The following is a 15,474-nucleotide window of genomic DNA, read 5'->3' on the forward strand; positions in this document are numbered from 1 at the left end:
CATGCGTTTGCGTTTGTTTCATTGCATTGACGCGGCGCGGCTTCACCATAAAAAGCCGCGCCTTCTCACACCCGGCTAATTACTTCGAAGCCCAAGACGAAAAACGTTGCTCCAGCTCATCGCCATGGTCGGTCCAGAACGAGAGGTTCTGCAGCACGGCATTCTTGCCGTTAGCCGGCGAGTTCGGCAGATTGGACAGCGTCTTCGGATCGAGCGCCTTGATGGCCGCCACGTTCACCGGACCATACGCAATGTTGTGCGCGTAGTCCTGCTGCGGCTTCGACGAGATCGAATACGCGATGTACTTCTCAGCCAGCGCCTTGTTCGGCGTGCCCTTCGGAATCGCCCAGTAGTCGAGGTCGTAAATGCTGCCGTTCCACACCACCTTGAGGTTCTTGCCTTCCTTCTGCGCGGCATCGATACGGCCGTTGTACGCAGTGGACATCACCACGTCACCCGCGACCAGGAATTGCGGCGGCTGTGCGCCCGCTTCCCACCACTGGATATTCGGCTTCAGTTCGTCGAGCTTCTTGAACGCGCGGTCCTGGCCTTCCTTGGTGGCGAGCACCTTGTAGACGTCCTTCGGCGGCACGCCGTCGGCCATCAGCGCGAATTCGAGGTTGTAACGCGCGCCCTTGCGCATCGCGCGCTTGCCCGGGAATTTCTTCACGTCCCAGAAGTCGGCCCAGCCAGCCGGCGCAGTTTTCAGCTTGTCAGCGTTGTACGCGAGTGCCGTCGACCACACGAAGAAGCCCACGCCGCAGGTTTGCGGTGCTTCCGGAATCAGGTCCGACTTCTTGCCGATCTTCGACCAGTCGAGCTTCTCGTACAGGCCTTCGTCGCAACCACGGCCGATGTCGCCCGATTCAACTTCCACCACGTCCCAATTCACGTGTTTGGCTTCGACCATCGCCTTCACTTTGGCCTGCTCACCGTTGTATTCAACGGCGGTCACTTTATTGCTGGTTTGCGTTTCGAACGGCTGGTTGAATGCGACCTTTTGCGCGTCGCCATTCGCGCCGCCGAAATTGACGACCGTCAGTTCAGCTGCATTGACTTGCGCGGCGCCCAGCGCGAGCGCCACAGCACCGACAGCGATGGCGCAGCGCGATTTCCCGATCTTGCTCATGGTGTGTTGCTCTCCTTTGGTGGTGTGCTTCAAGCTACGTACAGTGCGACTTGTTATGTGCTGCTTAGGTGAACTGCTTCTTTTGCCTGCGTCGACGACCTGCAACCCGTGCATTGCACGCGCTCACGCGCCTGCAAACACTCGCAGATGCTCGGGCGCAAACTCGAGCGCGACGGGCGCGCCAGGTGCGAAGGTTTCGAGTGCATCGGTGCCGAGCGGCACCTTCACGAAGCACTCGTCCTGCTCCGGCAAACCACAACGCATCCGCACGTGGTCGCCGAAATAGATTAGCCCGCGCGCTTCGCCGCTTAGTGCATTAGCGCCAGGCCGTGACACGCCGTTGGCGAGTTTCATACGCTCAGGACGGATGCACGCGACCGCCGGCGTGCCCGCCCGCGCACCGCCAATATTGCGTCCCGTGAGTCGCGTGCCGTCAATCAGATGAAACTCGCAGTACTCGCCGTCGACGTTCGCAATCGTGCCGCGCAGCTTGTTGCTGTCACCGATGAAGTTCGCAACGAACTCGTTGCACGGCGATTCATAGAGACGATCCACGGTATCGAGTTGCTGCACGATGCCCTTATCGAACACGGCAACGCGGTCGGACATGGTCAGCGCTTCGCCCTGATCGTGCGTGACATACACGAACGTGACGCCGAGCTTCTCGTGCAATGATTTAAGTTCGTACTGCATGTGTTCGCGCAACTGCTTGTCGAGTGCGCCGAGCGGCTCGTCCATCAGCACGAGCTTCGGCTCGAACACGAGCGCCCGCGCCAACGCAATACGTTGCTGCTGGCCGCCGGAAAGCTGCGCCGGGTAGCGCTTTGCGAAGCTTTCCATGCGCACCATCTTCAGCGCGTTATTCGTGCGATGCGCACGCTCTTCCGCCGACAGTTTGCGCACCGTGAGCGGATACGCGACGTTCTGCTCGACCGTCAGATGCGGAAACAGCGCGTAGTTCTGAAACACCATGCCGATGTTGCGCTTGTGCGGCGGCACGGTATTGAGCAGCGTGCCGTCGAGCCAAATCTCACCGCCGGTGGGAAATTCGAAGCCCGCCAGCATCATCAGACATGTGGTTTTCCCTGATCCGGACGGCCCGAGCAGCGTCAGGAATTCGCCCTGATAGATATCCAGATCGAGTTGTTTGACGACCAGCGTTTCGCCGTCGTACGTCTTGCGCACACCCCGAAAGCTGACGATCACGTCATCGGTTTTCATCGCACTAGTCTCCTCTGCGGTCCGGCTGGCTCCCCCTGCAAAGCAGCGGGATTGCATTAATTGCGTGGCTCACTATAGTCCCTTACGGTTCTACAATATGGAACCATTTCATTATTCCGGATAGAACCACTTGGACACCGTGATCTTGTCGGATTGGCTTGCCGCGCGACTCGACCGCGCCGCCGCCGAACCGGTCTACAGACAGACGTTGCGGCTGATGCAGCAGGCCATCCTGACCGGTCAGCTACCGCCTGGCACCAAGCTGCCCAGTTCGCGCATGCTCGCCGAGGACCTCGGCATCGCGCGCAACACGGTGCTGCACGTCTACGACCAGCTTACCGCCGAAGGCTATGTGATCTCGACCACCGGCAGCGGCACCTATGTCGCCGACACGCGTCCGGACACGGCAGCAGTGAATGCACGCAAGAAGCCGACAGTGGCGAGTGTCAATGTTGACAGCGCCGATCAAGCCGCCGAGGCCTTGAAGCCGCCCAAACGCGATCTAGGCGACCTCTCCATGCGCGGACGCAGGCTCATCGATCAGGCAGGCGTGTCCGCCAAGCAATGGGGCGCGTTCATGCCGGGCGTGCCCGACGTCGCTGAGTTTCCGGCGCGCACATGGAGCCGCTTACAAGCAAGGTTGTGGAAGGAAGCCAATCCCGATCTGCTGACCTATGCGCCGGGCGGCGGCTATCGGCCGTTAAGGCGGGCGCTGTCCGATTACCTGCGCGTCGCGCGCTCGGTGAATTGCACGCCGGACCAGATCATCATCACGACGGGTATTCATCAGTCGATCGATCTCGCAGTACGCTTGTTGACCGACGTCGGCGATCGCGCGTGGGTAGAAGAGCCGTGCTATTGGGGCGCGCGCAGCGTGCTGCAATCGTCGGGGATTACGCTAGTGCCGGTGCCGGTGGATGACGAGGGCCTCAATCCGCGCGAGCAGGATCTGCAACAGCCGCCGCGGTTGGCGCTCGTCACGCCGTCGCATCAATATCCGCTCGGCATGGTGATGAGTCTCGCGCGGCGCCGCACGCTGCTCGAATACGCACGCCAACACAACGTCTGGATCATCGAGGACGACTACGACAGCGAATTCCGCTACGGCAGCCGTCCGCTCGCATCGCTGCAAGGACTCGACGACGCCGGCCAGGTGATCTACGTGGGAAGTTTGGGGAAGATGCTGTTTCCGGGTTTGCGGATCGGCTACATGATCGCGCCGGAACATCTGGTGGATACGTTCCGCACGGGCGTGGCCGAGCTGTATCGCGAGGGGCAACTGATGCAGCAGGCGGTGATGACTGACTTCATCATGGACGGCCATCTCACATCGCACGTACGCCGTATGCGCGCGCTCTATGGCGAGCGCCGGCAGATTCTGATCGACGCGATCACCGCGCGTTTCGGCAACGAACTGCCGGTGATGGGCGACGAGGCCGGGCTGCACCTAGTGCTTGGGCTGCCCGATCATGCGAACGATCGCGCCGTCACGGCAGCCGCTTACGATGCCGGGGTGATCGTGCGACCGCTCGCCGCTTACTACAGCAGCGAGACGCCCGCGCGACGCGGACTGTTGCTGGGCTACGCCTGCGTGCCGAACGAGAAGATCGGTCCGGCATTCGACACGCTCGCGCGCGTGATCGAGCAGACGGCGTTGAAGAAGGTGCCGACGCGAGCCGCTTAACCGGCTCGCATCGCAACACAATGCATCACTTCAACCCAAAGTCCACCCGCGTCGTGGCGCCCTTGTCCTTGATGCCATCGGCGTCCAGTTTCGGCGCGACGATAAACACGCGGCTGCTGTCGATCTTGCCCTCGAAATACTGCTGCACGGCTTGCGCCCGTTGCTGGGCGAGCTGACGCAAGCTGGCGTCGTCGATCGGAGCATTAGCGGCCATCGCCGCCTTCATATCGTCGTCCGGCAGGCTCTTGGTCAAGCCGACAAAATTGCGCGGCTTCTTGAAGTCGGCCGCCTTGTAGGCCTTGGTCAAGTACTTGTCGTATTCCTTCGGATCCACGGTAACGGTCGACAGATCCACGCTTTCGCCATTGCCCACCACGTCCTTGATCTTCTGTTGCTTGACCTGGCGGTCGACGTATTGAGCACGCAACCCCGGTCCGTCGACTGCCGGATCGACGCGGCCAATCAGATCGATACGGATCGAACTCTTATCGGCCAGCGCCTTCACGATAGTGTCGAGCTTCTTGTCCGCAGCGTCGGACAGTTGCGCCGACCCGGGCTCGAACTCGACATAGCCCAACTCCTCGCCACCGCCACCGAAGGCGTTGGCGATCAGCGAGAACGGCGCCGTTACCGCCTTCTGCAGCAGATTGAGCACCGCATGCCAGATGAGGCCGCCGATGCTGAACTCCGGATTCGACAACGAACCCGACACCGGCAGATTCACATCGATTTCACCGCGTGAGTTTTTCAGCAGCGAAATCGCGAGACGCACTGGCAGCTTGGTCGCCGTATCATTCTCGACGTGGTCACCGAACGTAAGCTGATCGATGAAAATATGATTGTTGGCATTCAACTGATCGTTATCGAGCTTGTAGTGCAGATCGACGTTCAGCTTGCCTTTGGTGATCGGATAGCCAGCGTATTTCGCCGAATACGGCGTGAGATTGGTGAGCTCAATATCGTGCGCGCTCGCAGTCAGGTCGAGTGCCGGCTTCGCAATCAGCGGATTGACCGTACCGCGAATCGATAGCGGACCATTCGCCGCCAGCTTCGCGGCGATGTCCACGGGCGCAGGCGTAGTCGACTGCGTGCCGAACGCGCCGACCGTGCCTTGAATGCCAACCAGGTTCGCGGTGAAGTTCGGCTTGATGAAGTTGTCGGTGTACGTCACGCGGCCCTGTTGCAGCACCAGTTGGCCGAAGTGCAGTTTGACGGGGCTTTGCGGCGGCGTGGCGGCCGTCACTGTGGCCGGCGTTGCCGACGACGCCGGTACCGGCGCGGAAGCCAGCTCTGGCGCCGACGCAGCCTGCGGCGTCAACGGCACCGGCTCATGGCCGCCGCTCTTGTCGCGTGTCAGCGATTGCGCGGCGCCGCTTTCATGCGCGACCACATCCTTGAGATTGAGCTTGCCTTGCGCGTCGAGCAGCACACGCCCATAGAACTTCGTGAACGTAACGCGGCCCGCATCGACCACAGTGCCGTGTTCGTCGTAGTCGGCCTTCAGATTGGTCAGCGCGAGCGAACTCCATCCTGCGAACGGGTCCGAAGTCGCCTTGTCGATCATCCGCACGTCGACGAGCGCGACATCGCCGCGGTATGTCGCCTTAAGCGCTTTCGCCTGACTCAGCGCGAGATCGCCATTCGCATTGAGCAACGCGCTCGCGATCAGCGCATTCAGCTTGCTGCCGAAGTACGGTTCGAAGGCCGCCGCATCCAGGCGGTTCGCGTTCACCTTGACGGCCACCTTGAGCGGCGTCGCCGTGACATTGCCCTTTACGCCAAGCGTGCCTTTCTTGTTGAGCGTGGCTTGCAGATCGACCGGCAACGGCTTACTCAGATCGTCGCTGATCTGCTGCACCTTCAATTGCAACGGCGTCACGCTCAGCTTCACTGGATTCGGCGTGGTGTTGTCGGTGAAATTCGCGGTCGCGTCTTTCAGGTTAAGTTCGCCGATCTTGTAGTGCCACGCGGGCCCCGCTGCCTCCGCCTTCTTCACCGCATGGATCGCCGTGCGCTGTTGCTCGGCCTGATGCGGACCCGCGAGCGCGGCGAGGTCGATGCTGCCGTCCTTCAGACGTTGCGCATTGACCACCAGGCCGGTCGTATCGACGCCGGTGATATCGGCAGTACGCCCCGCCACGTCCACCTGTTTGACCGTCACCTGGCCTTGCGCGAGCGAGACGACCGGTTCCTTGCTGCCGCGCGCTGCAAGTTTGAGCGACTGCAGATTGAGTTGTGTGTCGGTGACCATGATTGCGACCGGTGACTTCGACCAGTTCGCGCCGACATTCGCGTTGGCGGACAGCGCGCCGTCCACCACTTGCGAGGCGGTCGCGGTGTCGAGGTACGGTTGCAGCAAGGGCAACTTCAACGACTTCAAATCGAGCTTTGCGCTGGCGGTCTTCGCAACAAGGCCGAACGCGCCGGCCACGCCGAGCGAGCCGCCGCCGTCCTTGAAATCGGTGTTGAGCGTGTAATGCGCGGGGGCGGTAGCGAGCGTCGAGAAATCGGTCAGCGTGACGGCCAGTTTCTGCAGGCCGGCGTCAACCGGACGCGAGGCAGCTTCATCGTGAACGTTCACGGTGCCGTCGTTGAGCACGAAACGCTTGATCGACAGGTCCAGAGGCTGTGCGGCCTTTTCCGTGGCGCCGCTACCCGACGCCGCAACGGACGCAGACGCTGGCGCCGATGCCGAAGCCCCCGCAGCAGGCGCAGGCGCGAACATCCGCTCGACACTCAACACGCCGTCTTTATCACGCGCAAGATTGGCGCTTGGCGCGTCGATGCGGATCTCGTCGATGTGATACAGGTTCTTCAACGGCTCCAGCGTCCCGGCAGCCACATGCAACGCGCGCGCCGCGAAGAACGGCGCCTTGCTCTGATCGCGCACGTCCACATCGTTCAGGTCGACAGTGCCGGCCACGCGTAACGAGGGAGCGTCGTTAGAGACCACGAAGTTGAGCTTGAGATCGGTGGACAGCTTGCCGCTCTGCACAACCACAGGCAGCTTGGTCGGCGCGTAGGAGATGAGCTGCGGCACGTCGAGCCCGTCGAAGCGCAGCGACACCTCCGACTCGCGCGACGCTGCAAACGGCTTGGTCTTGCCGTCGATCGCGAGCGGGCTGCCGTCGATACGCGCACGCAGCAACGGCTCGACGAAGATGTCGGTTTTCGAAGGCAGCGTAGCGATGAAAGGAATGCCGAGCTTCCATTGATCGATCACGTGCGTTGCGCCGAGCAATTTGTCGTCGAACGTAATCTGGCCGTTTTCGAGGCGAATGTTCGACACTGAAAACAGCGTTGGCTTGCTATCGGGCTTGGCCGGCTGCTTCGAGAACTTCTCGATCAGGTCGGTGAAATTGAAGCGCTGCGCGTCGTAGCGAACGATATGAAAGCGTGGTGAATCGAGTTGCACTTCATCGACGATCGGCGCGCCGCGAAACAGCGAGCTCCATGACGGCTTCACGATGAGCCGCGCAATATCGACAAAATCGCCCGCGCCGCCGCGCTCGCCAATATGCACGCTGTCGGCTTCGAGCTTGAGCGTGTACGGATTGAGTGCGATGCGGCCGATCGTAGCCGGCCGGTCGAGTTGCTTGCTGAGTTGCTGCTCGGCAATATGGCGAATCAACGGCGGCGCCGCGAAAAAGCCCAGCAGACCGAACAATACGAGGAAGATCAGCAGACCCGTCATGACACGCCGGGTGCGGCGTGACTGCGCGACATCGCGCACGGTCTGCATGGAAGAGGCGATTGATGCTTTATTGAGGCTTGCCATGCTCGGTCTTGGGTAATGCGGCGGCAAGCCCGCCGCGAAACGAAAATCCCGCAAGCGGCAGTATAAGTGGTGAATCTTACGCGGCCTAGAAATGTAAGCCGTGGCTTACACATTGTTGCACGCCGCAGCAGTGCATGTCCGCCGGCACGAAGCGGTGGACATGCACTGGTTTATGCGTCACTCATACCTCACTGTCACAGCAGTGACGCATAACATTCATGGACTTCACACCAGCACTTCGCTGCCCCGCTTCACTGAGGCATTTCACTGGCCAACTTCAACGACGTCGGCGGCAATTCACTGACGCACGACGGCCGGCGGCTGCCAGCTGCCATCGGTCGCTTGCGGCTTCGGTGCGTACAAACGCAGCATCAATTGCAAATCGGCGCGCGGCGCCGGCAGCCAGTTGCCACTCTTGCCGCGCGTGGACGACACCGTCACGTCGAGCGAGCCGTCGCGGTTACGGCGCGCACCGTTGCGATCGCCGACTGCGAGACGCGCCGGCGCGCTTTCCCCTAACGCACCGTCCTTCGTGTAGGCGGTGATCGACCAGAAGCCGCGCACCGGCGGCAACTGGTTCGGCGCGAAGTGGATCACGTAGCGATTTGCGCCGTTGAGCGCATGACCGTCGCTGTCCTGAGTGACGACCGCGCGCACTTCATCATCCTTCGTGCCGATGCCAGGTTGGGTCGCCGCGGCGTAAGCGCGCATTGCATAGTCGGGGCCGTAGTTGCCCACGCCGTCGCCGAACCAGTTCCAGCCGTTGCCGGTCAGCAGATTGGAAGGTGGCGTGACGACACGCAGGTGGCCGTCGGCCAGGCCCGCGGCGATCGCCTCGGGCGGACTCGGCAGCTTCACCGGATCGCCTGGCGTCACACCAAGGTCCGAAAGGATTTTCAGCGCATGCGGATCAGCCGGCGCCGGCGGGTTGTCCGGCAAGGCCTGCGCGAGCCGGCTGAAGAAGCCGTTCGCGTCGAGTGCGGCGACTTGCGCGGCCGGCGTGCCGGAAGCGGCCGCGGCGGCAGCATCGGCGGCATTGCTGCTAGGCGGCGTAATCGATGCCGAGCGCGTGTCGCCCGCGTAGACGCTCAACGGTGCAATACGGATGGCGCGTTGCAGCTTGCGCACCGCCGTCAGGTCGCGGGTGCCGTTCGACTGGATGCGTACGCTCACCCAGGCGTTGCGGGTCGGAACGTCGACACGCGTCACGCCCTTGGGCAGATCGCCCTGCCAGCCCGGGCCGACGAAGGCAATCGTTTGCGCCTTGATGCCCGCGGCGCGGGTAGCGAACTGTGAGCTGGTCGACCACACCACGTTGGTCCACATGTCGAGCACGCGGGCGTCCACGTAGCGGCCGCGCGAATCGGGCAGCGACACGATCACCGGCTCAGTGCCGACGTCCAGCCAGCCGGTCGAGTCGAGCGTGTCGAGACTCGGCTGCAGCGGATTGGACGCGCCGATCGGCGGCAAGGCCTGCGCGTGACGCAGCGTGTTGATCGGCGCCTGGCCTGGATCGGTGCCGACCGCCGCGTCGCGCGCGACGCCCATCAGCACCAGCGGATAGCCGAATACATACGAATCGGCGACTTCGTCCTTGACCCAGCTGTCGGCTTTTTGCGTCGTGGACGGAGTCGACGCACAACCAGCCAGAAATGCGAGGCCTACGAGCGATGCGCAGGTCCAGTGAAGCGAAAACAGTTCTCGGCGATTTTTTATCATTCGTTCAGGTGGCAGAACGTGCGGTCCTAAGGGAGACGTCGGTGCGCAGCGAAACCGGTTTGCGTGGCCTCCCAAAGCCCAGCGCAGCCAGGCGGTGGCTCGCGATTCCGACAACATCGGGTTGTATCGTATCCTTGCTCACCAGGCAAGCGCAAAGGCAGGAATAGCGCCTGGCAATGCGCGCGTGGCCATCATTTAGCGTACGGTTGACGGTTTTTGTCACTCCCCCACTGATTCTTGCTCTGCTGGCCAGGTCACGCGACAGGTCGGCAAGGCGCACCGCAAAAACATCCTTGACCTTCCCACCATGGGAAGGTCAATACTGGGTTCATGATGCGGCCCAATGCCGCGACGAGCCTTGCCTGCCATGACCGAACTTGTCACGCCGCTGCGTCCCGCGGACGCCACACCCTCCAGAACCACCGAACTCGACATCGGCGGGATGACCTGCGCCTCATGCGCGATGCGTGTAGAAAAGGCGCTGGCCAAAGTGCCAGGGGTCACGCGCGCGTCGGTGAATCTCGCCACAGAAAAAGCCAGTATCGACAGCGACGCTGCCGTCGACCCCGAAACGCTCGCTGGCGCCGTGCGTAAAGCGGGCTACGAAGCGACGCCGTCGGCGCTGCCCGACGTTGCGCCGGCGCAAACTTCGCACGCGACGGAACTGGCGATCGGCGGGATGACCTGCGCCTCATGCGCGATGCGCGTGGAAAAGGCGCTCGCCAAGGTGCCGGGCGTCGCGGGCGTGTCGGTGAATCTGGCGACCGAAACGGCGACCGTCAATCTCAGCGACGTGGCTTCGGATGACGATGTCGCCTCCGACGCATTGATCGCAGCCGTCAAGAAAGCCGGCTACGAGGCAACGCTGATCGCGCCGGCGTCGGCGGCCGGAAATTCCGCCCTTGCCTCCTCTGCCGACAGCAAACGCAGCCAGACGCGCCGCGAACTGGCGGCCGTGCTCGCCTCCGCCGTGCTGACGCTGCCGCTCGTCCTGCCGATGGTCGGCGAATGGTTCGGTTTGCACGCGATGCTCTCCCCGTGGCTGCAGTTCGCCCTCGCCTCGATCGTGCAGTTCGTATTCGGCGCGCGTTTCTATCGCGCGGCCTTCCGTGCGGTGCGGGCCGGCGCCGGAAACATGGACTTGCTGGTCGCGCTCGGCACGTCGGCAGCCTATGGAATCAGCGTCTACGAACTGGCGACCCATCCGGGCGACATGACGCATCTGTATTTCGAAGCGTCGGCGGTCGTGATTACGCTGGTGCGTTTCGGTAAATGGCTCGAAGCGCGCGCCAAGCGCCAGACCACGGATGCGATCCGTGCGCTCAACGCACTGCGCCCCGACCGCGCGCGTATCCGCGTCGGCACGGACGAACGCGAAGTACCGCTCGCGCAAGTGCGGGTCGGCACGGTGGTGATCGTGCGTCCGGGCGAGCGCGTGCCGGTGGACGGCGCGATGCTCGAAGGCCGCACTCACATCGACGAATCGCTGATTACCGGCGAAAGCCTGCCGGTGCCGAAGCAGGCAGCCGATCCGGTTACCGCCGGGTCGATCAACGGTGAAGGCGCGATTGCGGTGACGACCACCGCGATCGGCGCGGAGACGACCCTCGCGCGAATCATCCGGCTCGTTGAAAGTGCGCAGGCCGAGAAAGCGCCGATCCAAAGGCTGGTCGACCGCGTCAGCGAGATCTTCGTGCCGGCGATTCTGGCGATTGCGGCGCTCACGCTGGTGGGTTGGCTGATCGCCGGCGCGGGTGGCGAAACCTCGATTCTGAATGCGGTCGCCGTGCTGGTGATCGCCTGCCCGTGCGCGCTCGGACTGGCGACGCCCGCGGCCATCATGGCCGGCACCGGCGTCGCTGCGCGCCGCGGCGTGCTGATCAAGGACGCCGAGGCGCTGGAAACCGCGCATCGGGTGAATATCGTCGCGTTCGATAAAACCGGCACGCTGACGCTCGGGCAACCGTCGGTGACGGCGTTCGATGCGATCGGCGGCATTGGGCACGACGAGGCGCTGGCGCTCGCTGCGGCTATGCAGCGGCATAGCGATCACCCGTTGGCGCGGGCAGTGGTGAAGGCGTATGAAGTGGCGTCGCCGGCCGCGGCGGAGTCGCGAGTTCCGACGCTCACGGCCAGCGCCGCTCGTGCGGTGCCCGGGCGCGGCGTGGAAGCCGACGTCGAGGGCCGCACCCTCGCGCTCGGCAGCACGCGCTGGCTCAACGAACTCGGCATCCAGTTGCCGCCGCAACTCGCCGAGCGCGCAAAACAGCTCGAAGCCGCCGGCAACACGGTCTCCTGGCTGATGGAGCGCGCGCCGCTTGCGCCCACCGCGCTCGCCTTGATCGCCTTCGGCGACACCGTCAAGCCGACCGCCCGCGCGGCCGTCGAGCGGCTTGCCCAGATGGGCATCAAAAGCGTGCTCGTTACCGGCGACAACCACGGCAGCGCGGCGAGCGTTGCCCAGGCGCTCGGCATCGACGAATTCCACGCCGAAGTCCTGCCCGACGACAAAGCCCGGGTGATCCGCGATCTGAAAATCCGCAGCGCCGGCATCGTCGCGATGGTGGGCGACGGCATCAACGACGCTCCCGCGCTCGCTGCCGCCGACATCGGCATCGCGATGGCGACCGGCACCGATGTCGCGATGCAGGCGGCCGGCATCACGCTGATGCGCGGCGATCCGGCGCTGGTGGCCGACGCCTTCGATATTTCGCGCCGGACGTGGCGCAAGATCCAGCAGAACCTCTTCTGGGCGTTCGTCTACAACCTGATCGGCATTCCGCTTGCCGCCTTCGGTTTGTTGAATCCGATGCTGGCCGGCGCGGCGATGGCGTTTTCGAGTGTGAGCGTCGTGACCAATGCACTACTACTGCGCACCTGGCGCGGCGCGTCGGCGCGCTGAAAGGCAGGGCAAGGGGCAGTATTACGTAAGGCTTTCGAAAATACTAAAGATATGGGCAAATCGGCCGTAATCCTGACATAGGTGTAAACCACGCATTCGCACGGTTTGCGCACCTCATGTCACTCCTTACTCCGAACGCCCATGGAATTTCTCTCTTTGCGCCGCGCCAGTGTTGGCGCCCGGCTTGCCGTACTGTCGTGCGCGCTGGTGGCATTGATTTTTGCCGCCTTTACATGGGCGCTCACGCGCAGCGCCGGCAAGCAGGTCAGCGATCAGGTGCTCGAACGCATCGCCGATAAGGACCGCTCGATCGCCGCAATGATCACTCTGTTCGACAAGGCATTGTCGGCCGAAGTCGATCGCTCGATGTCGCTGTTCGCAAGCTTCCTTCCCACCGGCTACACGCTCGACGACGCCCAGAAAGTCGACATCAACGGCGTCGCCACCCCGACCATCAAGGCCGGCGACAAAGTCCTGAACATGGACTTCTCGATTCCCGACCAGTTTCTCGAACGCAGCGGCGCGGTGGCTACCGTGTTCGCACGCAGCGGCGACGATTTCGTCCGCGTGACGACTTCGCTGAAGAAACAGGACGGCTCGCGCGCGATCGGCACGTTGCTCGACCGCAAAGCGCCGGCCTACGGGCTGATCATGGCGAACAAGTCCTACACGGGACTTGCCGCGCTGTTTGGCAAACGTTTAATCACGCAATATCGGCCGATCACGGACGCGAGCGGCCGCGTGATCGGCGCGCTGTTTGTCGGCGTGAACGTGGACAAGGAAATCCAGTCGGTCCAGGACGGCATCAGCAAACTGAAAATCGGCGACACCGGCTACTACTTCGTGGTCAATGCCTCGAAAGGCGCGGATCGCGGCAAGCTGATCGTGCATCCGGCCGCCGCCGGCCAGAACGCGGACAACGCGAACGCGCCGTATCAGCAGATGCTCGACATGAAAGAAGGCCAACTCGAATTCAGTTCCGCCGACGCGACGCTGGGCGAGCGCAACGCGCGCGACAAATTCGTGTCGTTCGTCACCGTGCCGGAATGGCAATGGCTGGTGGGCGGCGTCGCACCGCGCGACGAAGTGATGGCGGACGTCGTCGCGACGCGCGATCAATTCCTGGTGATCGGTTTCGTGCTGGTCGGCGTGTTCGCGATCGTGTTCCTGATCGCTGTGCGCCGCCTTGTTAGCCGTCCGCTCGATGAAGCCGCGAAGGCGTCCGAGCGCTTCGCCTCGGGCGATCTGAGCGTGCGCGTGGGGAAAGGCGCGAATGCGCGTGCCGACGAAATCGGGCGCCTGATGCAGTCGATCGACGGCATCGGCGAAGGCCTCGCGCGCATCGTTTCGCAAGTGCGCAATGCGTCGACGGATATATCGGGCGGGACTGAAAAGATCGCTACCGGCAGCGGCAACATTGCCGCGCGTATTGCCACGCAGGCTAGCAGCCTTGAAGAAACGGCGGCCAGCATGGAACAGATCACGTCGACCGTGCAGCAGAACGCCGACCATGCCGCGCAGGCCAACACGCTCGTCACGAATGCCGCGGACGCCGCAGTCGAAGGCGGCCGTGCCGTCGAACGCGTGGTCTCGACAATGGGCGAGATCAGCCGCTCGTCGCAGAAGATCGCCGAGATCACCAGCGTGATCGAAGGCATCGCGTTCCAGACCAATATCCTCGCGTTGAACGCCGCCGTGGAAGCGGCGCGCGCCGGCGAACACGGCCGGGGCTTTGCGGTGGTGGCGTCGGAAGTGCGCGCGCTGGCGCAGCGCAGTGCGGCTTCGGTGAAGGAGATCGACGGGCTGATCGCCGCCTCCACGGCGACCGTGCAAAGCGGTTTCCGGATCGCGGAGGAAGCGAGCTCGACGATGCAGGGCATCGTTCAACAGGTCGGCCAGGTGCGCGCGATCATGGCGGAAATCAGCGTTGCGTCACGCGAGCAATCGGGTGGCATCGAGCAGGTCAATCTCGCTGTCACGCAGATCGGCGAGGCGACTCAACAGAATGCGACGATCGTCGGCGAGGCCGAACACGCGGCGGCTGAGCTGCGCGATCAGGCTGCGCGGCTGGCGCAGGTGGTGAGTGTGTTCAAGCTGGGGGCTGGGCGGGATTAACGCGTTGCCTAGGTCGATGTAACGGCGCGGCGCCCTGCCGCGCCGCCGTGCGCCCTGCGCCGTGATCAAAACTCCACATCCAGTTCGTCGATCTCCTCGACTTCCTGCTGCGCGTCCGCGATCCACTGCTGCATTTCCGGCAGCGCCATGATGCGCTGCCCATAGTCGACGATCTCCGGATCCAGCTTGACGTCGTAGGTCACGAAACGCGTCACCACGGGCGCGTACATTGCATCCGCCGCACTGCGCTCGCCGAACAGAAACGGTCCGCCATACTGCTTCAGGCACTCGCTCCAGATCGTCACGATGCGGTCGATATCCGACTGCGCCCGCGCCCACACCTTGAAGCCCGGGAAATGCGCTTTCAGATTCATCGGCAACGCCGAGCGCAGCGAACCAAAACCCGAATGCATCTCGCCGCAGATCGAGCGGCAATGCGCTCGCGCGCGGATGTCTTTGGGCAATAGCGCCGCTTCCGGCTTCAGTTCGTTCAGATATTCGGCAATCGCGAGGGTGTCCCAGACCTTGATGCCGTCATGAAAGAGACATGGCACCAGAATCGACGGCGACAGCAGCAACAATTCGGCGCGCGCGGCGGGATCGTCGATCGGCATCACGATCTCTTCGAACGGCAGGCCGCTAAATTTGGTCAGCAGCCAACCGCGCAGCGACCACGACGAATAGTTCTTGCTGCTGATGGTGAGCGTGGTATTCGCCATACGATTCTCCTCCAGATGAGGCGTTCGTCCGACGCCTGACGATGCGCATGCACGTTGCCGTGCGTGGGCGCACCAAAGCGCGGCAAAATCGGCCCGCTCCCATGACCGGCGCAAATGCTATGCCAACGTGCAGCGAAGGCGGCGCCAGTGCGACTGCACGATTGGCACATGACTTGCCTCTATTCGGGTTCCTTCTCTTTCTGCATT

The 15,474-nt window shown here is 63.0% G+C and carries 8 protein-coding genes; 3 read left to right on the forward strand and 5 right to left on the reverse strand.

What is annotated here, in order from left to right:
• Positions 1-79: 79 nt before the first annotated feature.
• A complete protein-coding gene (locus M0D66_RS24980; protein ID WP_054034777.1) occupies positions 80-1,129 on the reverse strand; it encodes an ABC transporter substrate-binding protein in 1,050 nt (349 codons plus the stop codon).
• Positions 1,130-1,252: 123 nt separating this feature from the next.
• Entirely contained in the window at positions 1,253-2,350 is a 1,098-nt protein-coding gene (locus tag M0D66_RS24985) for an ABC transporter ATP-binding protein (RefSeq protein WP_175049712.1), read from the reverse strand.
• Positions 2,351-2,480: 130 nt separating this feature from the next.
• Between M0D66_RS24985 and M0D66_RS24990 the strand changes: the two genes are divergently transcribed.
• Positions 2,481-4,034 carry a PLP-dependent aminotransferase family protein gene (locus tag M0D66_RS24990; RefSeq protein ID WP_211705681.1) on the forward strand — a complete coding sequence of 518 codons (1,554 nt, stop codon included), beginning with the start codon at positions 2,481-2,483 and terminating at the stop codon, positions 4,032-4,034.
• Positions 4,035-4,059: 25 nt separating this feature from the next.
• On the opposite strand, the gene M0D66_RS24995 is transcribed toward M0D66_RS24990, so the two are convergent.
• Positions 4,060-7,812, reverse strand: coding sequence for a DUF748 domain-containing protein (locus tag M0D66_RS24995; protein WP_211705682.1), 3,753 nt, complete (start codon positions 7,810-7,812; stop codon positions 4,060-4,062).
• A gap of 297 nt (positions 7,813-8,109) precedes the next feature.
• Entirely contained in the window at positions 8,110-9,531 is a 1,422-nt protein-coding gene (locus M0D66_RS25000) for a DUF1254 domain-containing protein (RefSeq protein ID WP_200654551.1), read from the reverse strand.
• A gap of 367 nt (positions 9,532-9,898) precedes the next feature.
• Between M0D66_RS25000 and M0D66_RS25005 the strand changes: the two genes are divergently transcribed.
• Positions 9,899-12,433 carry a heavy metal translocating P-type ATPase gene (locus M0D66_RS25005; RefSeq protein ID WP_266211825.1) on the forward strand — a complete coding sequence of 845 codons (2,535 nt, stop codon included), beginning with the start codon at positions 9,899-9,901 and terminating at the stop codon, positions 12,431-12,433.
• Positions 12,434-12,574: 141 nt separating this feature from the next.
• Entirely contained in the window at positions 12,575-14,548 is a 1,974-nt protein-coding gene (locus M0D66_RS25010; protein WP_211705684.1) for a methyl-accepting chemotaxis protein, read from the forward strand.
• 65 nt (positions 14,549-14,613) lie between these two features.
• Here M0D66_RS25010 and M0D66_RS25015 read toward each other — a convergent pair whose 3' ends face one another.
• Positions 14,614-15,267, reverse strand: a complete 654-nt coding sequence (locus tag M0D66_RS25015) for a glutathione S-transferase family protein (RefSeq protein ID WP_054034774.1) — start codon at positions 15,265-15,267, stop codon at positions 14,614-14,616.
• Positions 15,268-15,474 lie beyond the last annotated feature (207 nt).

The organism is Paraburkholderia sp. SECH2 (genome assembly GCF_030464795.1).
Classification (GTDB): Bacteria; Pseudomonadota; Gammaproteobacteria; order Burkholderiales; family Burkholderiaceae; genus Paraburkholderia; species Paraburkholderia aspalathi.